Source organism: Micromonospora sp. NPDC005163 (genome assembly GCF_053599835.1).
Map to the genome: position 1 here is coordinate 35,985 of NZ_JBSFYP010000016.1, position 20,415 is coordinate 56,399.

The following is a 20,415-nucleotide window of genomic DNA, read 5'->3' on the forward strand; positions in this document are numbered from 1 at the left end:
GGCGCGAGCACCGACGCTCAGCCCAGCAGCGGGAACCAGCCGGCCGACTCGCCCAGCTCCAACCGGTCCCGGTCGGTGAGCGGGAGACGCCCGGTGGCCTTCAGCAGGAACTCCTCGTCGTCCCACGCCGTGGGGCGGACCGCGTCGTCGCTCATCAGGCCGTCCATGGTCGCCACCGCGACCCGTACCGCCAGTGGGCCGGGCGGCGGCGCGTCGGGCAGTTCCAGCGTCAGGTCCAGGTGATGCACCATGGCCTCGGTGGTCAGGGTGGCGAGGAAGTCCGGTACCCGCAGCACGTGGCCCTGCGTGGTCACGTACCCCGTCGGGTCGGCTGCGGCGGCGGCCCGGACCGCCGCCGGGGCGGTGTCCCGCCAGAGCCGGACGATGCCGGACGGCCGGTCGAACGCGGCGGCCGACCGGCGGACCCACCAGGCGTGCCGGGCGTCGTCACCGCCGCCGGAGGGAAAGCCGCGCCAGTAGCTGACGTCGTCCACGTCGGCGGGGCCGTCGGCGGGGCTGGCCAGCGCGACCAGGGCCCGCTGGGCGTCGCCGAGCACGTGGAAGAGCACGTCCGCGACGAGCCAGCCCTGGCAGCGGGTGGGTCGTTGCAGGTCCGCGTCGTCCCGGCCGTCGACCACGCCGGTGATCGCGTCGTACGCCTGGGCCAGCGCCTCGGCCGGCCGAATCGCGCTCATGCGATGCAGCCTCGCACGGACCTTCCCGCCCGCCAACCATCGGCGACAGTTGCGGTGGGCGAAGCGCCCGGGCCGACGCGCGGGTCGGCCCGGGCGGGATGCTGACCTCGGCTCAGCCGAACATCTCGTCGAGGAAGCCCTTGCGCTTCTTGTGCCGGTAGTGGCCGTGGTAGCCGTGGTGCTGCTGGCCGCCGTAAGCCGGCGCCGGCGGGTAGCCGTGGGCGGGCGGGGGCGGTGGCGGCGGGGGGACCGCACCGTAGCCGGGCTGGTGCTGCGGCGGTGGGTAGCCCCCGGGCTGCTGAGCGGGCTGCGGCGGCGTGCCGGCCTGCTGGCGGCTCCAGTTGGCCTCCGCCTCGAAGAGCTTCTCAAGCTCGCCGCGGTCGAGGAAAATGCCTCGGCACTCCCCGCACTGGTCGATGACGACGCCGCTGCGCTCGTACTGACGCATTTCTCCGTGACACTTGGGACAGGTGAGACTCATCATCCGAAGGTACCCGGTCGAGTCACGCGGTCGCCGTAAGCGCCTCGATCACCTCCTCGTCGGGGACCTCGTGGAAGTCCTCGTAGTAGACGCTGACCGCGCCGAAATCCTGCGGGCGCTGGGCGCAGACGACCTGGTCGGCCTCGGCGGCCAGTAGCTCGTACGCCTCCTGCGCGCCGACCGGCACCGCGACCACCACCCGGCGTGCGCCGAGTCGGCGGACGACCTCGACGGCGGCGCGCGCGGTCGCGCCGGTGGCCAGGCCGTCGTCGACGATCACCGTGATCCGCCCGGCGAGGTCCAGCGGAGGGCGGCCGCCCCGGTAGAGCCGCTCCCGGCGCTCCAACTCGGTCTGCTCCCGGTGGTTGACCTCGGCGATGTCGTCGCTGCTGAGCCGGCTGGCCACCGCCTCGTTGAGCACCTGCACGCCGCCCGGGCCGAGCGCGCCGAAGGCGACCTCCCGGGCCCACGGCATGCCGAGTTTGCGGACCACCAGCACGTCCAGTGGCGCGCCGAGTCGTTCGGCGACGACCCGGGCCACCGGCACGCCGCCGCGGACCAGGCCGAGGACGACGACGTCCGGCTCGCCGATGAGTGCGGTGAGCCGATCGGCGAGCACCTGGCCCGCCTCGGCCCGGTCGCGGTACGTGGTCATGCCTTCAGGTGTACGCCCTGTGGCGTCGCTCCGCCCGGCAGTTACGCCGAAGTGGCCCGACCGGACAGCTCGCCGGGCACCGGGACGGTCGACGCGTCGGTGGTGCGGTGCAGGGCGGGCGCCCAGGTGAGCAGGGCCAGCGGGTACAGCAGGTAGCCGAAGCGGGTCGAGGGCATCAGGACGATCGCGGCGAGCAGCCCGTACCCGCAGATCAGCGCGGTGGCGACGGCGGTGCGCGGCGGGCGGCGGGCGAGTCGGACGGCGATGGCCAGGCCGGCCGCGACCAGCAGCGCGGCGGCGATCAGCCGGCCGGCGGGCAGCACGCTGGCGATCAGATAGCCGGGGAACGGGGACTGCGCGGGGCTGGTGACCAGACCGTGGCCGAGCGGAAAGCGCAGCACGTTCTCGGTCAGCGCGTCGCGGTCGACCAGCAGGGCCGGGAGCAGGGTCGCCACGGGTAGCCCGATCGCGCCGGCGGCGACCCGGGTGCCGGCCCGCCGGGTCAGCCCCCACGCGATCAGGACCAGGGCGACCGGCCAGGCGAACAACTTCAGCGCGCCGGCGAGCCCGACCGCGAGGCCGGCCCGGCCGGGCCGGTCGGCGGCGGCGAGCGCGAGGGCGAGCAGGCAGAGCGCGAGTACGGGCAGGTCGTCGCCGCCGGTGGCGAGGGTGAGCGCGCAGATCGGCAGTACGGTGGCCGCCTGCACGCCCCGCAGCAGGGCGGCGCCCGGACGGTCGTCCGTGCCGGCGGGGTGTGCGCGGTGGGCGGCGCGCAGGGCGGCCACGGCCAGGGCGAGCGCCAGCGCGGTGCCCACCGCGAACCAGACCCGGGCATCGGTCCAGGCGGCGTCGACCAGGGCTCTGGGCAGGCCAAACATCGCCATGCCCGGCTGGTACGGCGTGTAGCCGAGCAGCTGCTCGGCGGGCGGCAGGGCGGCTATGGCGTCGCGTCCGAGGTACGGCGTGCCGTGCTCCAGCAGGCGCGCCCCGGCCTGCTCCACGACCAGCACCTCCTCCTGGGCCCGGTCGGTGCGTCCGGTGGCCCGCTCGACGCTCTGCCAGAGCACGGGCAGCAGGGCGGTGCTCGCCCAGACGAATCCGGTGACCGCCCACCTGGCTGGCAGGCCGACCAGCCGGGAGGCCGAGCCGCGTCGGCGAAGGAGGAGCTGGACGACCACCGCCAGTGTGGCGATCAGGTAGCCGACGGTGGCGACCGCGCCCCAGGCCCGATGCGGCAGCAGCGTCGAGGTGACCGCGGTGATCGCGGCGAAGACGGCCGAGACGGCGTAGAGACCGAGGTCGAGGGCGAGGCCCCCGGCGGCGGTGTCGAGCGTCCGCCAGCGACGGCGAAGGGCGGTCGGGTGGTCGGCGGTCACGCGCGCCAGTCTGGCAGACCCCCGGCCAGCTCGATGTTCCGCGTCGTTCAGGCGGGGAGGTGGGGAAGTCGGTCCGGGCGGGACCGGCCGCCCTGGCGGCGGTTCTGGGTCAGCCGGATCACCGCGCCGGCGTCGTGCAGCGGCGTTGCGAGGGCGCCCGGGCGGCCGCCCGAGCCGCGCTGCAACGCCGCGAGGAGAGTGCCGGCGGGCATCGGCCGGGCGAACAGGTGCCCCTGGCCGGCGGTGCAACCCAGCTCCCAGAGGGCCCGTCGCTGCGGCTCGCTCTCCACCCCCTCGGCCACCACGTCAAGGTCGAGGCTGCGGCCCAGGTCGAGGGTGGAACGGATGACGGCGGCGGCCTCCGCCGAACTCTCCATCGTCGTCACGAAGCTGCGATCGATCTTCAGCTCGTGCACGGGGATCCGGGAGAGCAGTGAGAGCGAGGAGTAGCCGGTGCCGAAGTCGTCCAGTGCCAGCCGGATGCCCTCGTCGCGCAGCCGGCTCAGCACCCGGTCCACCACGTCGAGCTGGCTGAGCGTCAGCGTCTCGGTCAACTCCAGCACCAGCCGGTCCGGCGGCAGGTCGTGGGCACGCAGGCGGGCCAGCACCGAGCCGGGGAAGCGCGCGTCGAGCAGGCTGCGCGGGGACACGTTGACCGCGACCGGCACGTCGAAGCCGGCGTCGCGCCAGCCGGCCGCCGCGATCAACGCCTGGTCGAGGATCGCCTCGGCGAACGCCGGTAGCAGCCCGGAGCGCTCCACCGCCTCCAGGAAACGCAGCGGATCGATCATGCCGTGGGTGGGGTGATGCCAGCGGGCCAGCGCCTCCGCGCTGGTCACCTCGCCGGTGCCCAGGTCGACGATCGGTTGGAAGTTGACGACGAACTCGTGGTCGGCGACCGCCCGTGGCAGGTCACCGCCGAGGGTGAGCCGGCCGAGGTCGGCGGTGTCCCGCGCCGGGGCGTACGTGGAGATCCGTTGACCGGCCCGCTTCGCCTGGTACATCGCCACGTCGGCGCGGCGCAGCAGCTCCGCCATGCCGCCACTGGCCGGGGCGACGGAGATCCCGCCGCTGGCTTCGACGCTGATCCGCATGCCGTCCAGCTCGAACGGTTCGTGCAACGCGGCGAGCAGCGTCTCCGCCCGGTGCGCGGCGACCGCCGGGGCCGGCAGCCCGCGCAGGAGTACGGCGAACTCGTCGCCGCCGAGGCGGGCCACCAGGTCACTGGCCTGGGCGGCGCCCCGCAGACGTTCGGCCACCTGCACCAGTACCTGGTCGCCGGCGGCGTGCCCGAGCGTGTCGTTGACCTCCTTGAAGTGATTGAGGTCGATCAGTACCAGCGCGGTCACCCCGTCCGCGTGCCGTCCGCTCAACTGCTCGGTGCCCTTGTCGAGCAGGTGTCGACGGTTGGCCAGGCCGGTCAGCGCGTCGTGCGCCGCGGCGTACGCGTGCTCGTCGGCCACCCGTGCCAGCTCGGCGTACGCCTGGGCGTTGCGTACCGCCGTGCAGAGCGCGGAGGCGAAGGTACGCAGGGTGTACTGCTCCCGTTCGGAGAGCTGCACGGGGCCGCGGAAGCGCAGCCGCAGCGCGCCGACATCGACGGACCGGTCGTGGCCCTCCAGCGGCGTGGCGACGACCGTGCCGTCCACGTCGGTGAGCGTGCCGGCCAGTCCGTCGAAGGTGATGCCGCTGGTGCCGCCGCGCACCGTGCGGGCTCCGTCGCGCAGCTCGATCTCGACCTCGTCGGCGGAGAACAACTCGGCGGCCTGGGTGACGGCGGTGGTGAGGACGTTGTCCAGGTCCACCACGTTGAGCGCGTCCGTGGTGCGGGCGAGCCGCTGCCACGCCTGCTGCTCGGTGCGACCCCGGATACGCGCGGAGTAGGCCAGGTGCAGGCTCAACATGAGCGGTGGGACGGCGAGCAGCAATCGCGGGTCGACCTGGAGGATGAGCAGCGTGCAGAGGGCTACGACGAAGCGCACACCGAAGCCGGCGAGCCGGAGGTCAAGGTTGTTCAGGAATTGCCGGGAGACCCGGGTGCCGGTCGCGAGCGCGATCACCGGGATCGCCAGCAGGTCGTCCAGGAGAGCGGCGACCAGGTAGATCGCGCCCAGCAGAGTGACGAGCTCTGCCATGCCCACCGGTGGCCACTGCCAGTGGACGGCCAGGGCGACGGCGCTCGCTCCACCGGCGACCAGGATGTTCTTGCTGACGCCGAACGCCGTCTTGATCGGCGGGAGCTTCATGACGGCCGATGCGATGCCGACACCGGTGCCGGTCGCCAGCACCACCCAGGCGGGTGGGGCCACCGCGAGCCCGATCACGATTGCCGTCTCGATCCAGGTGATGGCGTGCGTGGTCGAGCGGATACGGATCGGCGACTTGACGATCGTCCCGAGGGCTGTCATGAACGTCAGCGCGACGAAGGTCGCGCCGTGGCCCACCGCGTCGGGCGGGTGGGCCAGCACGTCCGTGACGGCAAGAAGTGTCGGGCCGATGGCCAGTATGACGACGAGACCGACGAGCAACAGCAGTTGTCGGTCTGTCCTAGTGGTGTTCTCTGGGGTGACCCGACTCATGAAGCTCCTGTCGTCGCCGACAGTTACATGTTGACGACGGGAGCTTACCGCTGAGTGTCACTCCGATGTCAGTGCCAGTCGCTGCCGCGCATTGCACGCTCCCTCCACCCATCCAGCCCGGGTTCGGTATCCCCCGGGGAACTTCGTGACGAGAGCCTAAAGCGACGTCGATGCAGTTAGCAGTAATAAATGTCGGTATGCGCAACATTAGCCAAGCTGGAGGGTTTTGTGACGTTGTGTCCATGGCCTGTGAGCGGAGCGCGGTCGACTTGTTCGGCCTGCAGCTCGCATGTTGCCAACCACCGTCGGAGGATGGGCGCCGGGCCTGCCCCGACGGTTCCTCCTCAGTCTGACGAGCAGACTCCCCAGCCTCATCCGGAGTTCGGGCTCAGGGTAGATCCGGTCGGATGAATCTGCGCCCCATGCCTTAGTGCCGCCGGTCCACAGTTTGCGGTGCAGGGGGCATGGGTTCAAATTCCGGACATCACCAATTCTCGCGCAGTGAGCGTCCGAACACCATCGATCCCGATCCTGGCCGCCCTGCCGTGCGGCTTGCCGAACTCAAGTTGCAGTTCGAAACGCCGAAGCAACAGACGGTGTGCGCGGCCCGCCAGTTCTGCTGCGCCCAACGTCCGCAGTCGACAGCGATTCTCCGACGTATGTTCGAAGCTGGATTCCGGGAAGGTGCCGAACCGGCAGCGAATGGTTACCCATTTGCAACTCGATTCGGTCTCACCTTGCAGGTCCGGGCTACGCGACGAGGATCTGAAGGGCCGCCGACTCCACCTGTTCCCGGTGGTCGACCGGCGACCATCTCATACATCGCCACGCATTGACCCGCTGGGTAGCCGTCCGCACCCGGATGTGTGACGGTGAGCAGGCCGCCACCATCCCAACGGACGGCACCCCGCGCCCGGCCGGCACCTCGGGGCGGCGCTCCTTCCGAGCGCCATCCGGTCGTACCGCACCGATAGGCTCACCGCCGTGACCGAACCCGCGCAGCTCAGCCACGTCGACCGCGCCGGTGCGGCCCGCATGGTCGACGTCTCCGCCAAGCCGGTGACCGGCCGGCTGGCCGTCGCCGCGGGCCGTCTTCGGACCACACCCGAGGTCGTCGACCTGCTGCACCGCGACGGCCTGCCCAAGGGTGACGCGCTGGCGGTCGGTCGGCTGGCCGGGATCATGGGCGCCAAGCGCACCCCGGAGCTGATCCCGCTCTGCCACCCGATCGCCCTGCACGGCGTCACCGTCGACCTGCGGCTCACGGTCGACACCGTCGAGATCACCGCCACCGCCCGCACCGCGGACCGGACGGGGGTCGAGATGGAGGCACTCACCGCGGTCGCCGTCGCCGGTCTCGCCCTGGTCGACATGGTCAAGGCCGTTGACCCGGCGGCCTCGGTGGAGGCGGTCCGGGTGCTTCGCAAGGAGGGCGGCAAGACCGGCGAGTGGGTCCGACCGGAGGACCGACCGTGATCCGGGCCCGGGTGATCGTCGCGTCGAACCGGGCCGCGGCCGGCGTCTACGCCGACACCAGCGGTCCCCTGCTCGCCGCCGGCCTGCGCGAGCTGGGCTGCCAGGTCGACGACCCGGTGGTGGTGCCCGACGGCGAGCCGGTCGGCGCGGCCCTGCGAGACGCCCTCTCCGACGGCATCGACGTGGTGTTGACCAGCGGGGGCACCGGGGTCACCCCGACGGACCGGACGCCGGACGTGACCCGGGGTCTGCTGGATTACGAGATCCCCGGCATCGCCGAGGCGATCCGCGCGCACAGTCGCGACCGGGTGCCCACGTCGGTGCTGTCCCGAGGCCTGGCCGGGGTGGCCGGTCGGATGCTGGTGGTCAACCTGCCCGGCTCGACCGGCGGCGCCCGGGACGGGCTGGCCGTGCTCGGGCCGATCCTCGCGCACACCGTCGACCAACTGCGCGGCGGAGACCACTGACCGGTCCGCGCCCAGGCCCGGCGGGTGTCGGTCCGCCCCGATAGGCTCGGCGGGTGAGCACGGAAACCGCACCAACCGCGGACGACCGGGTCGCCGCGCCCCCGCCGGCCGGGTGGGAGGAGGCGCGCTCCCGCGTCTACGCGATCGGCCTGGCCGCCGCACTTCCCACCCTCTCCCGGCCGCTGATCGACACTGACGGGCTGACCCTGGCCGAGCCGTTGACCGCCCGCACCGACCTTCCCGCCTTCCCCACCTCCAGCGTGGACGGCTGGGCGGTGCGCGGCGCCGGCCCGTGGCGCGTCGTCGGCCGGGTGCTGGCCGGCAACGCCCCCGCACCACTCAGCGAGGACGGCACGACCGTCGAGATCGCGACCGGCGCCATGGTGCCCGAAGGCGCGACCGCCGTGCTGCGGGTCGAGGAGTCCACCACCACCGACGGCCTGGTCAGCGGCACGCCCCGTCAGACGCCGGAGTGGCGGCGACCGGGCGAGGAGGCGTACGCCGACGAGGAGCTGCTCCCGGTCGGCACGGCGGTCGACCCGGCGGTGATCGGCCTGGCGGCGTCCTGCGGGCACGACACCCTGCGGGTCCGGCGCGCGCCGCGCGCCGCGCTCCTGGTCTTCGGCGACGAACTGCTCACCGCGGGTCCGCCCGCGGCCGGCCGGGTCCGGGACGCGCTGGGGCCGGCGGTGCCCGCGTGGCTGCGCCGGTACGGCTGCCAGATCCGTCCATCCGACGTGGTCGGCCCCGTGGCCGACACGCTGCCCGCGCACGTGGCTGCCCTGCGCGCGGCGCTGGCCAACGCCGACCTGGTCTGCACGACGGGCGGCACGATGCACGGCCCGGTCGACCACCTGCACCCGGCGCTCGAGGCGCTCGGCGCCGACTACGTGGTCAACACGGTGGCGGTCCGGCCCGGCTTCCCGATGCTGCTGGCCCGGGTGGCCGGCGCCGACGGGCGGGTCCGGTTCGTCGCCGGGCTGCCGGGCAACCCGCAGTCCGCCATCGTCGCGCTGGTGTCGCTGGTCGCCCCGCTGCTCGCCGGCCTCCAGAGTCGTCCGATGCCGGTTCTGCCGCAGGCCACCTTGGCCGAGGCGGTGCCCGGTCGTGGCGACCACACCCACCTGGCGCTGGTCCGGCTGGACCGGGCCGCCGGCACCGCGTTCCCGGTGCGGCATGTCGGCTCGGCGATGCTGCGTGGGTTGGCAGGTGCGGACGGGTTCGCGGTCATTCGGCCGGGCACCAACGGCGATCCCGGTGAACGGGTGCCGATCGTGCCACTGCCGCTGCTGACCGGGGAGCGTGCGTCGTGACGGCGCCAGCGCTCACCTTCGGCCAGGTCACCGACCAGCCGCTGGATCTGGCCGCGCACGAGGCGGCGGTTGCCGACCGGCGGGCCGGCGCGGTGGTCTCCTTCCAGGGTGTGGTCCGCGACCACGACCACGGGCGCGCCGTGGTGAGCCTGGAGTACGAGGGGCACCCGAGTGCCGAGCAGGTGCTACGCGAGGTGGCCGCCGAGATCGCGGCCGAGCCCGACGTCTACGCGGTGGCGGTCTCGCACCGGGTCGGTCCGCTGGCGATCGGTGACGTGGCGCTGGTCGCCGCCGTGAGCACCGCCCATCGTGCGGCGGCATTCGAGGCCTGCGCCCGTCTGGTGGACGAGGCCAAGGCGCGGCTGCCGATCTGGAAACGGCAGGTCTTCGGCGACGGCACCGAGGAATGGGTCAACTGCCCCTGACCGCTCAGCGTCGGCCGTTGACCAGCACGGCACGCGCCAGCCGATCGCCGTAGAACGCCGGCTCGGCGCCCGGGCGCCAGGGCAGCGCGGCGACCAGCACGATCAGCGCGAGTGCGAGCGAGTTCTCCATCAGGGCGCCGAAGAGACCGTCCTGATAGTGCGACATCTCGGGCAGCTGGTGCTCGTACGGCCAGATCGGGGAGATCAGGAAGAGCAGGTAGAGCCCGATCGCGGCGACGCCGTGCCGGAGCCCGGTCAACGTCGGGTACCAGATTGGCGGGCGGAGCCCGTTGACCCCGGGCAGGCCGCCGAACGCCAGGCCCTGACCACTGCGCTGGGTCAACCCCCGGCTCGCCTCCCGACGGCGCACCGCCGCGTCGGCCAGCACGATGATCGCCGGGATCACCCAGACCAGGTGGTGCGTCCAGGAGATCGGACTGATCACGTTGGCGGTCAGACCGACCAGCGTGAACGCGGTCAGCTCGTCACCGTCGGCGCGGGAACTGGCCGCCCGGGACAGGCCCAGCGCCAGGATCAGCACCGAGAAGGAGAACCAGAGCAGACCGGGGGTCTCGATCGAGTCGTACAGCCGGGCCAGCAGGCCGGCGAGCGACTGGTTGGGCGTCATGTCCGCCGCACCGACCCGCTCGGTCTGCCAGAGGACGCTGCCGAAGTAGGCCCGCGACTCGTCGCCGACGATCGCGAAGGACCCCACCGTCACGCCGATCGTGGTGCCGATCGCGGTGGCCGCCACCCTCCACTGGCGGGTGATCAGCAGGTAGGCGATGAACAGCGCCGGGGTGAGCTTGACCGCGGTGGCCAGGCCGATGCCCGCGCCGGCCCAGGCGCCGCCGTAGACGAAGCGCAGCAGGGGGCCGTCGGTCGCCGTGTAGTGGGTGCCCCGGCGGGAGCGCCACCGCAGCCCGATCAGGTCAGCCATGATCAGCGCGAACAGCAGGATGTTGACCTGGCCGTAGCCGAGGGTCTCCCGGCCCGGCTCGATGGCCACCGCGAGCGGCACCGCCACGGCCACGGTGAACCACAGCGGCCAGGCCAGCCGGTCCACGATGGGGCGGAGCAGCCCCGCCAGCACCAGCGCGAGCGCGGCGATGCTGGCCAGAGCGTTGACCATCCCGGCGGCGCCGATCGGCAACTGCGCCATCGGCAGCATGGCCAGCCCGGCGAACGGCGGGTAGGTGAAGCCGAGAGTTGTGCCCGGCGCGATGAACTCGTAGAGCTCATGACCGCTCGCCCACCACACCACCGCGCCGTGGTAGATCTTCATGTCGAAGAAGTTGTACGGCCGCCCGAACGCACCGATGGCCAGCCATGCGGCGTAGGCGACGGCGACCACGATGGCACCCCGTACGACTTTCGCGCGATCGATCCCGCGCGCCACGCGTTGGATTTGGGCGAGGCGGTCCGCCCGTCTACCGACAGTCGTCGGCATGGCGTGGCCACCCCCGTACCAAGATCGTCCTACCCGTCCAGGTCCTGCACGGAGCCTAGAACGGCGCCTCACGTCAGTGCCTCCCGCGTTATGCGACCGTGTCCGATCCCACACATGTTTTTGACATTTCCACCGCGTTAACGCCTACCGGGCGGTTCAGGTAATTCGTCGGCTTAGCGGGGGTGGGGGTGATGAAGGAACGGATCGAGGCAGGTCAGCCCGGAAGCCGACGCGCGGTGGAGGCGGACCGGACGGCGATCCGGGCCTCCCGTCGGGCGGTGCGGACCGCGCGCTGCATCGAACGTCGAGAGTGGCCGATGCGATGACCGGTCCGCCACCGTAGACCCGGCTTGCCTCCGGTGTCGGCCGCGGCGAGCAGCAGGCCGCCGAAGAGGCCCAGGTTCTTCAGAGCGTGAACCTGGTTGTTGTTCCGGGCCACCGGGTCGTCGTTGTTCCAGAAGGGATGCCCGGCGATGGTGACCGGCACCAGCGTGCCGGCGAGGACCAGCGCGGCGGGTCGGCTGAACCGACCGGTGGCCAGCATCAGCCCGGCGCCGACCTGCGCCGCGGCGTTGAGCCGGATCAGCGTCTTGGTGTCGGTGGGGAAGTTCGGGTGTGCCTTCTTCAGCATCGGCGCGACCTTGTCGGTCACCGGCTTGGCCGCCACCGCCAGCCGGTCCGGGTTGCGGAAGTTGCGGTACCCGCTGACCACGAAGATGCCGCTCAGCATGGCGCGGGCAAGGGAGCGTACGGGCTTCATGGATCAGTCATACCCCGTCACGGCGTTTGCTACCCCGGCAACCGCCGGATCCGAATCGGTGGCCGTACACATCCGCCACGCCGATTCGAGCGACCATCGCTGATGGAACGGCCGTCACGGGTAACGTCGCGCGGGTGACCACGCTGCGGCTACGACCCGAGGACCCGGCCGACACCGGCCCGGTGCGTCGGGTGCTGGCTGGCGCGTTCGCCCGGCCCGACGTGGCGACACCGCCGGAGGTGGGCCTGGTCGAGGAGCTGCGCGGCACCGACGCCTGGTTGCCGGAGCTGGCCATGGTCGCCGAGTACGGCGGCGAGGTGGTCGGATACGCGCTGCTCACCCGGGTGCGGGTACGACCGGAGCAGGGCAGCGACGCGTCCGCTCTCGCGTTCGGCCCGGTGGCGGTCGCTCCGCACCGGCAGCGGCTGGGGCACGGCACGGCGGTGGTGCAGGCCGCTCTGGACGCCGCCACTGAGCTGGGCGAGCGGCTGGTCGTGGTCCTGGGCGATCCCGCCTTCTACCGCCGGTTCGGCTTCGGCCCGGCCGGCGAGCTGGGCCTGACCAGCCCGTGGGCCGGTCTCGGGGAGCCGTGGCAGGCGTTGGTGCTGCCGCCGTCCACCAGCGAGGAAGGGCCGCCGCCCGCCGGCGAGGTGCTGTTTCCGGTGCCCTGGTCCCGGGTCTGACCGGGTCGGGCCAACGCGGGTGCCCGTCAGGCTGGCTGGGTGCGCAGGTACCGGCCGAAGTGCGGAACGGTGAAGGCCACCGTGCCGCGCTCACCGGAGTAGATCAGCCCCTTCTTGATGAGCGCGTCGCGCGCCGGGGAGAGGCTGGCCGGCTTGCGGCCGAGGGCCCGGGCGATCTCCGCGGTTGGCACCGCGGCGTCCATGTCGTCACGGACCGGACCTCCGGACTCGACCTCCACCAGGGACAGCGTGGCCATCGCGCGCATGTACTCGCGCTCGGCGGGCGTCGCCCGCTCGAACCGGGAGCCGAAGAAGCCGACCGCCAGCTCGGCCTCCGCCTCGGGCGCGGCGACCCGGACGTCGGCGGCGGTGATCGGCGAGCGCGGAGCATGGTCCCAGGTCGCCTTCCCGTACGCCTGGACGAAGTAGGGGTAGCCGCCGGACTTCTCGTAGAGAAGGTCGAGCGCCTTCTGCTCGTACTCCACCTCCTCGCGCTCGGCCGGCGCGCACAGCGCCTGGTCGGCGGCGATCCGGTCGAGCCGGTCGATGCGCTGGTAACGGAACAGCCGCTCGGAGTACGACTTCGCGGCGCTGAGCACGGCCGGCAGGTGCGGCAGGCCGGCGCCGACGACGATCAGCGGCGCGCCGAGCTGGGACAGCTCGTGGCAGGCGGCGCAGAGGGCTGACACGTCCTCCGGGCCGAGGTCCTGCATCTCGTCGATGAAGACGGCGATGCCGGTGCCCACGTCGCTGGCCACGGCGGCGGCGTCAGTGAGTAGCTCGACCAGGTCGATCTCGATGTCACCGGAGTCGGCCCGACCACTCGCCGCGGGCACGTCGATCCCGGGCTGCCACCGGTCGCGCAGCTTCGGGGCGGCCCCACCCCGGCCGGTCGGGGCGGACCGTTGGGCGAACGCCTTGAGGACTCCGAGGAAGGCGTCGATCCGGTCGGGCGCGCGGTGCCGGGGCGCGAGCTCCCGGACCGCCATGTGCAGCGCGGCGGCGACCGGGCGGCGCAGGGACTGATCCGGCCGTGCCTCGATCTTGCCGCTGCCCCAGAGCCGGTTGATCGCCTGCGATCGGAGGGTGTTGAGCAGGACGGTCTTGCCGACACCGCGCAGCCCGGTGAGCATCAGGCTGCGTTCGGGGCGACCTCGGGCGATGCGCTCCAGCACGATGTCGAAGACGTCCAGCTCCCGCCCCCGCCCGGCGAGTTCGGGCGGGCGCTGACCGGCGCCCGGTGCGTACGGGTTGCGGACCGGATCCACGCATCGCACAGTATCGGGCCCTCTAGCTGAGGGGCTAGACATGGATAGATGGGGCTACCGGCGTGTCGGGGCCGTCGACAACAAACTAGGGCTGTCTAGCGTCCACGCTAGATAGCCCTAGTTTTGGCTACCGGCTACCGCTTCTTCAGGCAGAGCACGTAGTCGAACAGGTCGATCGAGTTGTCGTGCACGTAGTTCGCGGTGGCCTGCGGCGCGAGCGTCTCGCACCGGTCCCCGTCGCTCGTCGCCGGAATCCGCAGCAGCACCTGGTAGGTGTTGGGGCCGCACGGCACCTTGCGCAGCTCCGCGTCGTCCTCGGTGCCGTCGTTGACCACGCAGTCACCCTTGGCGAACTCGTCCTCGCTCGGGCTGGGCGCGGCCGAGGTCGGCGCGTCGCTGGGCAGGACGGGCGGAACGACCGGCGCGCTCAACGACGGCGCGGACGCGGCGTTGCTGTCGTCGTCCACGGCACTCCAGACCGCCCAACCCGCCAGGCCGAGGCACGGGCAGAGCAGGAGCAGCACCACCAGCGCGATGATCAGGGCGACCTTCCGGCCGGTCCTGTTCACCGGTGGGGCGGGCGGCATCCCGTACCCGCCCGGCACCGGCGGGCCCCACGGCCCGCCAGGCTGCCCGGGCGGTGGACCGGCCGGCGGGAACGGACCGGGCGGAGGCGGGTAGCCCGCCCCGGGGGTGGGCGGCGGGTAGCCCGGGCCCGAGGTCGGCGGCGGAGCCCACATGGGCGCGGTGGGCGGCTCCGGCGGTGGGCCCCACTGCTGCCGGGTCGGGTCGTCCGGTGGCGGGCCGTCGGCGCCGGCCGCCGGGCGCTGGTACGGGTCGTCCGGCTGCCCGGCACCCGATGGTCCGTAGGTTGTCATGTCATCCCCAGGGTGGGTGGCCTCAGCGCTGCTTCAGGCAGAGGACGAAGTCGAGGGTGTCCAGCTCGCTGTCGAAGAAGTACCAGTTGGTGTAGCCCTCGACCTTGGCGCACTTGGCTTCGGCGTCCCGCTCACCGCTGGTCGCGCCGTCGATCCGGCGCAGCACCTCGTACGACTTCGGGGCGCAGCCGCTGATCAGCAGCTTGGGCTTGTCGCCGGCCGCGCCGTCGTTGCGGACGCACTGGCCCACCTTCACGAACCGCGGGTCGGCCGACGACTCGGGCGCTGCGGCGCTCGGTGCCGGCCCGGCCGGGTCGACGGCGTCCGCGCTGGGATCCTCGGCGACGGCCGAGCCGGTCGGAGCGGTCACCGGGGCGGGATCGCTCGGACGGCTGAGGAACCAGAACGCCCCGCCACCGGCCACCACCAGCAGCAGCACGACGGCCAGCACCGCGATCAGCGGACCTCGACCACGCCCACCCGGAGCCGGCGCGGGGTCTCCGCCGTACGGACCGTCGTCGGGCCGGTACGACTCCCCGCCGCCGTACGCCGGGGCCGGGCTGTACGACCCGCCACGATAGGCGCCCTCCGACTCGCCGTAGCGCGTCTCGGGTCCGCCACCGTAGGGCGCGGCGACCCCGCCGCCGTAGGGTGTGTCGCCGTAGGGCCCAGGTCGCCCCTGGGGCGCCGGCGGGTACGACTGCACCACCGGCGGGTAGGGCTCGTGCGAGGGCGGGTAGGACTGCTGGGGCGGCCGTCCGGGCGTCTCGTCGGGTCGTTGCCCACGCCACGGTCCCGGGACGCCACCACCCGGTGGTCCGTAGTTCGTCATGCCGCCCTCCTGCACAAGTGGTGAGAGGCCGGCCACCAATGCGCGACGCCGACTCCGTGGTCACCGTAGCGTGGTCCACCGATGAGCTCACCTCCACCGAGTGCCGCGGCCCTGGCCACCCGCCGCGCCGGCACCGCGCCGACCTTGATCTGGACCGCGTTGATCGTGGTCTACCTGCTCTGGGGCTCCACCTATCTGGGCATCCGCATCGCCGTGGAGACGCTGCCCCCGCTGACGTCGGCCGCCCTGCGGTTCGCCGTCGCCGGCGCGGTGCTGGCGGTGGTGCTGCGCCTGCGCCGAGGGCCGGGCGCGCTGCGGGTGGAGCGCCGACAGCTCGGCGGCGCCGCCCTGGTCGGGGTGCTCCTGCTCGCCGGCGGCAACGGCCTGGTGGTGCTCGCCGAATCCGGGCCGTCCGGAGTGGCGGTGCCGTCCGGGATCGCCGCGCTGCTGGTGGCGACCGTGCCGTTGCTCGTGGTGCTGCTGCGTTCCGCCACCGGGGACCGACCTCCCGTCTGGACGTTCGCCGGGGTCAGCCTCGGCTTCGTCGGTCTGGTCCTGCTGGTGCTGCCCGCCGGCAGCGCGGACGCCGTGCCGCTGGTCGGGGCGTTGACCATCGTCGCGGGGGCCGCCTCCTGGTCGGTCGGATCGTTCCTGTCCGGGCGGATCCGGATGCCCGCCGACCCGTTCGTCGCCACGGTGTACGAGATGATGGCCGGAGCGCTGGTGCTGGCCGTCGTCGCCGCCGGGCGGGGCGAGCTGCGCGACTTCCACCCGGCGGAGGTCAGCACCCGGTCCTGGCTGGCGTTGGGCTACCTCATGGTGGCCGGCTCGCTGGTGGCCTTCACCGCGTACGTCTGGCTGCTGCACAACGCGCCGATCTCGCTGGTCTCGACGTACGCCTACGTCAACCCGGCGGTCGCGGTGGCGCTCGGCGCGTTGCTGGTGGCCGAGCCGGTCACCCCGCAGGTGCTGCTCGGCGGAGCGGTCATCGTGGCCGGGGTGGCCCTGGTGGTGACCACGGAACGTCCCCGCCGGCCCCGCACGGAATCGCGATCGGGGAGCGCGGGCGAGGACGACCGGCGGTAGCCTCCGGCGCATGTGGGCCGCTGCGCTGGTGCCGGTGGCGTCGCTCGGCGTGCTGGTCGGCCTCGCCGTTCCTCCGCTGGCCCGACGAGTCACCACGTCGCCGGCACACTCCCCGTCGACGTCCCGGCCCTGCCGGTGGGCGTGGCTGAGCCCGGCGGTGTCGGGCGTGGTGTTCGGCGGGCTCGCCGTGGCACTGCGTGACGACCCGGCGCTGCCGGTCTTCCTCGCGGTGGCGTCGGTGGGGCTGGTGCTGGCCGCGGTCGACCTGGCCTGCCTGCGGCTGCCCGACCCGCTGGTCCTGGCCACCGCGCTGCTCGCCCTGGGTGGCCTGTCCGGTGCGGCACTGCTCGCCGGTGACCCCATGCGGCTGCTCGGCGCGCTGGCCGGCGCGGCGGTCGCCGGCACGGCGCACGTGCTGCTGGCCCTGCTGCCCGGCTCGCGGCTGGGTTTCGGGGACGTGAAGCTCGCCGCGGTCCTTGGCCTGCCGCTCGGCTGGCTGGGTCGGGACGCCCTGCTGACCGGGTTGCTCCTGCCGCACCTGTTGCACGGCGGCGTGGTGCTCGGCCTGCTGGCCGCGCGGCGGGTGCGCCGGGACACCCTGCTGCCACTCGGCCCGGCCCTGCTCGCGGGCACCTGGCTCGCCGTGGTCCTCGCCTGAGCCGCCCCGACAGCGCTCACCGGACCAACGCGCCCGGCGCATCGTCGCGGGACGTCCGTTGCCGCGCATCGCCGTCACCGCGGGGGGTCTCAGATGAGGCGGAGCTGGCGGTCCTTCGGCCGGCGCGGCTCGGCCTCGCCGAACCGCTCGAACAGCCCCGGGTCGATCGAGCCGAGGAATGGCGACGGCGCACAGTCGCGCTCGACCCCGTGACGGGTACGGCGGGCGGCGTGCGTGACGTACAGCCGGTCCTGCGCGCGGGTCAGGCCGACGAAGAAGAGTCGCCGCTCCTCGGCGACCGCGTCCTCATCGGGTGTCGAGCCCGGCCACCGCAGCGGCAGCAGCGCGTCCTCGGCGCCGACCAGGAAGACCACCGGGAACTCGAGGCCCTTCGCGGCGTGCAGCGTCAGCAGGGTGACCGCCTCCGCCCGCGGGTCGAGCGCGTCCACCTCGGCTCCGGTGGCCAGCTGCGACAGGAACGTCTCCAGGTCGTCACCGCAGCGTCGGGCCAGCGGGGTCAGCAGATCCACCGCCGAGCGGACGTCCTCGGGACGGCCCACGCCGGCACCGTCCAGGGTGGGCACGGCGAAGCGCTCCGCGACCACCTGGCCGGCCAGTCGCACCCGGGCGGCCAGCGAGCCGGCCAACCCGTCGGCGTGTCGCAGCTCGCGGGCGATGGCCGCCACCCCAGGTCGGTCCCGCAGCCGGTCGTGTGAGCGTTTCTGCACCGGAATGTTGGCACGGGTCAGGGCGTCCACGATCGGCGCGGCCTGCGCGTCGGTGCGGTACAGCACGGCGATGTCGGAGAACGACAGCGAGGTGGACCGCCCGTCGATCCGACCGGAGTCGAGCGACCGGTGGGACAGCCCGCCGACCAGCTCGTCCACGGTACGGACCACGAAGTCGGCCTCCTCGGCGACGGAGGCCGCGGGGTAGCGGCCGACCAGCGGTGCCTCCGGATCGAGCCGGGCCGGGTCCAGCCGTCGGCCCCGGACCAGCGAGGACGGCGCGATGGCCTGCACGGCGGCGGCGAGGATGGGAGCCGAGGAGCGGTAGTTGCGGTTGAGCCGGACCAGCCGGGCGTCGGTGAAGTCCTGGGAGAAGCGCAGGAAGTAGCCGACGTCGGCACCCCGGAACGAGTAGATCGCCTGGTCCGGGTCGCCGATCGCGCAGAGGTTGCCGTCGGCCGGGCTGAGCAACCGCAGCAGCTCGTACTGCACCGCGTCGACATCCTGGTACTCGTCGACGAAGATCCACCGCCAGCGGTCCCGGTAGCGTCCGACCAGCTCCCGGTCGGCCCGCAGCAGCTCCACCGGCAGGCTCACCAGCTCGTCCAGGTCGACCAGATCCTGCTTGCGCAGCAGCGCGGTGTAGCCGGCCTGGTCGTCGCCGGCCTCCGACCGGGCCGCCGCCCGCTCGGCGTCGTCGGCGATCCGGAAGTCCACCGGCAGGCCCGCCGCGTCGGCGTTCTCCCGCAGGATGGTCAGCCCCAACGCGTGGAAGGTGCCCACGGTGACGTCCTCGGCGACCGGGCCGAGCAGCCCGTCGAGGCGGTGCCGCAGCTCCTCGGCGGCCCGGCGGGTGAAGGTGATGGCCAGACAGTGCTCGGGAAAGACGTTCAGCTCCGCGCAGAGGTACGCGATCCGGTGCGTCAGCGTCCGGGTCTTGCCGGTGCCCGGGCCGGCCACGATCAGCAGCGGGCCGCCGGGCGCGGACGCGGCCACCCGTTGCATCGCGTCCAGCCGGTCCAGCAAGCCGGTGCCGACCTCCTCCATGCCCGCGAGCATCGGCTCGAACGGCTCGTGCGGCGACGGCGGCGATGCGATCGGGGGGGCCGGCGGCGGAGCGGTCTTGCGCTTCGGCTCCGCCTTCGCCGCCGCGGGGCGCTTGGCCGCCGCCTGAGCTGCCGGCTCCGCGCGCTTCCGCTGCGCCGGCACCGGTACGTCGAACAGCGTCTCCTGCGCCGCGCCGGTGCTGACGCCCAGCTCCGCCGGGTCGAAGAGGGTGATCACTCCGTACTCGCCGTCGTAGCCCGGCACCCGGCGTACGTCGCCGCGCCGCAGCCGTCCGATACCCTCGGCGAGCAGCTCACCGCCGGCCCGGGCGATGTCGGTCAGCGGCGTCGTGGTCAGGATCTCCAGCTCGGGGCCGAGCGCGGCGAGCAGCTCGTTGAGTCGCCCCTCGACCTTCTTCGACCGGGCACCCACCCTGTTGATCTCGCCGAGGATCTCGGCCAGCGGCACCAGATGGGTGACCTCCCGGGCGTGCGCCGGCCGGTGCCCCTCCGGGCGGTCCGCCAGCTCCTCGATCCGGCTGAGCACGCCCACGGTGAGCGGCTTGCCGCACTCGGGGCAGCGCCCGTCCGCGGCGCGGGTGCGCTCCGGCGTCCAGTTGATCCCGCACAGCCGGTGCCCGTCCGCGTGGTACTTGCCCTCCTCGGGGAAGAACTCGACGGTGCCGGCCAGGCCATCACCGGTCCGCAGCGCCTCCCGGACGGCGAAGTAGTTCCGCTCGGCGGTCAGCACGGTCGCCTCCCGGCCCAGCGCCGGCGGGGAGTGCGCGTCCGAGTTGGACACCAACTGGTAGCCGTCCAGGCTGCCGACCCGCCAGTTCATCGCCGGATCGGAGGAGAGGCCGGTTTCCACGGCGAAGATGTGCTCGGCCAGGTCGGCGTAGCAGTCGGCGATCGCGTCGAAGCCGGACTTCGAGCCCAGCGCCGAGAACCACGGCGTCCAGATGTGCGCCGGAACCAGATACCCGTCCGGGCTCGCCTCCAGGGTGATCTCCAGCAGGTCGCGGGAGTCCAGCCCGAGGATCGGCCGGCCGTCGGAGCCGAGGTTGCCGATCCGGCCGAGCGCGGCGTTGAACCGGGCCACCGCGTCCAGGTCGGGCAGGTAGATCAGGTGGTGCACCTTGCGGGTCCGGTCGTCCCGCTTGTAGATCGTGGAGATCTCCACGCTCAGCATGAACCGGACCGGGTCTGCCTCCGCCGTGCCGGCGAGTCGGGGCGGCAGCCGGCGGGCGACGTCCCGCTCCGCCTCCGGGTCGAGCCGGTAGAGCCCCGGTTCGGCCGGGCGCAGCGTCTCCCGGAGATGGTCGTACCAGGCGGGGTGGGTGAAGTCGCCGGTGCCGAGCAGGGCGATGCCCTTACGCCGGGCCCACCACGCGAGGTTCGGCGTGGTGAGGTCACGGCTGCACGCGCGCGAGTACTTCGAGTGGATGTGCAGGTCCGCGACGAATGGCGGGGGGCCACCGGGGGGTACGGCGCTGAACGGGGGCACGCCGCATCCTGTCACGCCCGCCGCGCCGGCCGCCCGCCGCCACGCGCGGACG

The 20,415-nt window shown here is 73.2% G+C and carries 17 protein-coding genes and 1 pseudogene; 7 read left to right on the forward strand and 11 right to left on the reverse strand.

The annotated features are described in order from the left end of the window. Window positions 1–17: 17 nt before the first annotated feature. From ACWD6N_RS13645 to ACWD6N_RS13665, 5 genes are all read right to left on the reverse strand, one after another. Entirely contained in the window at window positions 18–695 is a 678-nt protein-coding gene (locus ACWD6N_RS13645; protein WP_450004796.1) for a maleylpyruvate isomerase N-terminal domain-containing protein, read from the reverse strand. 112 nt (window positions 696–807) lie between these two features. Beyond that, on the reverse strand, window positions 808–1,179 hold the full coding sequence (locus ACWD6N_RS13650; protein ID WP_354967126.1) for a TFIIB-type zinc ribbon-containing protein: 372 nt from the start codon (window positions 1,177–1,179) through the stop codon (window positions 808–810). A 19-nt stretch (window positions 1,180–1,198) separates the two neighbouring features. Then, entirely contained in the window at window positions 1,199–1,831 is a 633-nt protein-coding gene (locus ACWD6N_RS13655) for a phosphoribosyltransferase (protein WP_387324950.1), read from the reverse strand. A 41-nt stretch (window positions 1,832–1,872) separates the two neighbouring features. Beyond that, window positions 1,873–3,207 carry a glycosyltransferase 87 family protein gene (locus tag ACWD6N_RS13660; protein WP_450004797.1) on the reverse strand — a complete coding sequence of 445 codons (1,335 nt, stop codon included), beginning with the start codon at window positions 3,205–3,207 and terminating at the stop codon, window positions 1,873–1,875. Between the two features lie 47 nt (window positions 3,208–3,254). Then, complete coding sequence (locus tag ACWD6N_RS13665; protein ID WP_387324955.1) at window positions 3,255–5,786, reverse strand: putative bifunctional diguanylate cyclase/phosphodiesterase; 2,532 nt, start codon at window positions 5,784–5,786, stop codon at window positions 3,255–3,257. Between the two features lie 984 nt (window positions 5,787–6,770). On the opposite strand from ACWD6N_RS13665, the gene moaC reads away from it, so the two are divergent. The 4 genes from moaC to ACWD6N_RS13685 are packed head-to-tail and all read left to right on the forward strand — an operon-like array spanning window position 6,771 to window position 9,467. Beyond that, entirely contained in the window at window positions 6,771–7,262 is a 492-nt protein-coding gene (gene moaC / locus ACWD6N_RS13670; RefSeq protein WP_089018438.1) for a cyclic pyranopterin monophosphate synthase MoaC, read from the forward strand. Continuing rightward, window positions 7,259–7,729, forward strand: a complete 471-nt coding sequence (locus tag ACWD6N_RS13675) for a MogA/MoaB family molybdenum cofactor biosynthesis protein (RefSeq protein WP_387324959.1) — start codon at window positions 7,259–7,261, stop codon at window positions 7,727–7,729. The genes moaC and ACWD6N_RS13675 overlap by 4 nt, the downstream gene beginning before the upstream one ends. Window positions 7,730–7,782: 53 nt before the next feature. Next, window positions 7,783–9,042: a molybdopterin molybdotransferase MoeA gene (locus ACWD6N_RS13680; protein WP_450004798.1), complete on the forward strand. Its 1,260-nt coding sequence runs from the start codon at window positions 7,783–7,785 to the stop codon at window positions 9,040–9,042. Next, the gene (locus ACWD6N_RS13685) at window positions 9,039–9,467 is read left to right on the forward strand and encodes a molybdenum cofactor biosynthesis protein MoaE (protein WP_089018440.1); all 429 of its coding nucleotides are present in this window, start codon (window positions 9,039–9,041) and stop codon (window positions 9,465–9,467) included. The genes ACWD6N_RS13680 and ACWD6N_RS13685 overlap by 4 nt, the downstream gene beginning before the upstream one ends. 4 nt (window positions 9,468–9,471) lie before the next feature. On the opposite strand, the gene ACWD6N_RS13690 is transcribed toward ACWD6N_RS13685, so the two are convergent. Next, window positions 9,472–10,917 carry a glycosyltransferase 87 family protein gene (locus ACWD6N_RS13690; RefSeq protein WP_449936190.1) on the reverse strand — a complete coding sequence of 482 codons (1,446 nt, stop codon included), beginning with the start codon at window positions 10,915–10,917 and terminating at the stop codon, window positions 9,472–9,474. 214 nt (window positions 10,918–11,131) lie between these two features. Next, window positions 11,132–11,677: a DoxX family protein gene (locus ACWD6N_RS13695; RefSeq protein ID WP_387324967.1), complete on the reverse strand. Its 546-nt coding sequence runs from the start codon at window positions 11,675–11,677 to the stop codon at window positions 11,132–11,134. A 134-nt stretch (window positions 11,678–11,811) separates the two neighbouring features. Here ACWD6N_RS13695 and ACWD6N_RS13700 point away from each other — a divergent pair, with 134 nt between their 5' ends. Next, window positions 11,812–12,360, forward strand: coding sequence for a GNAT family N-acetyltransferase (locus ACWD6N_RS13700; RefSeq protein WP_354967135.1), 549 nt, complete (start codon window positions 11,812–11,814; stop codon window positions 12,358–12,360). 26 nt (window positions 12,361–12,386) lie between these two features. Here the strand turns inward: ACWD6N_RS13700 and ACWD6N_RS13705 are convergent, their stop codons facing one another. The 3 genes and pseudogenes from ACWD6N_RS13705 to ACWD6N_RS13715 all read right to left on the reverse strand — a co-directional run. After that, window positions 12,387–13,628 carry an AAA family ATPase gene (locus tag ACWD6N_RS13705; protein WP_387324970.1) on the reverse strand — a complete coding sequence of 414 codons (1,242 nt, stop codon included), beginning with the start codon at window positions 13,626–13,628 and terminating at the stop codon, window positions 12,387–12,389. A gap of 134 nt (window positions 13,629–13,762) precedes the next feature. Next, window positions 13,763–14,170 (reverse strand): LppU/SCO3897 family protein, encoded by a 408-nt coding sequence (locus tag ACWD6N_RS13710; RefSeq protein WP_450004819.1) that lies wholly within the window; start codon window positions 14,168–14,170, stop codon window positions 13,763–13,765. Between the two features lie 358 nt (window positions 14,171–14,528). After that, window positions 14,529–15,035: pseudogene (locus ACWD6N_RS13715) on the reverse strand (LppU/SCO3897 family protein); the annotation flags it as partial. A 384-nt stretch (window positions 15,036–15,419) separates the two neighbouring features. Here ACWD6N_RS13715 and ACWD6N_RS13720 point away from each other — a divergent pair. Continuing rightward, window positions 15,420–16,424 carry an EamA family transporter gene (locus ACWD6N_RS13720; RefSeq protein WP_354967137.1) on the forward strand — a complete coding sequence of 335 codons (1,005 nt, stop codon included), beginning with the start codon at window positions 15,420–15,422 and terminating at the stop codon, window positions 16,422–16,424. Window positions 16,425–16,434: 10 nt separating this feature from the next. Beyond that, a complete protein-coding gene (locus tag ACWD6N_RS13725; protein WP_387324973.1) occupies window positions 16,435–17,082 on the forward strand; it encodes a prepilin peptidase in 648 nt (215 codons plus the stop codon). 89 nt (window positions 17,083–17,171) lie between these two features. On the opposite strand, the gene ACWD6N_RS13730 is transcribed toward ACWD6N_RS13725, so the two are convergent. Next, window positions 17,172–20,363 carry a UvrD-helicase domain-containing protein gene (locus ACWD6N_RS13730; RefSeq protein ID WP_387324976.1) on the reverse strand — a complete coding sequence of 1,064 codons (3,192 nt, stop codon included), beginning with the start codon at window positions 20,361–20,363 and terminating at the stop codon, window positions 17,172–17,174. Window positions 20,364–20,415: the final 52 nt, after the last annotated feature.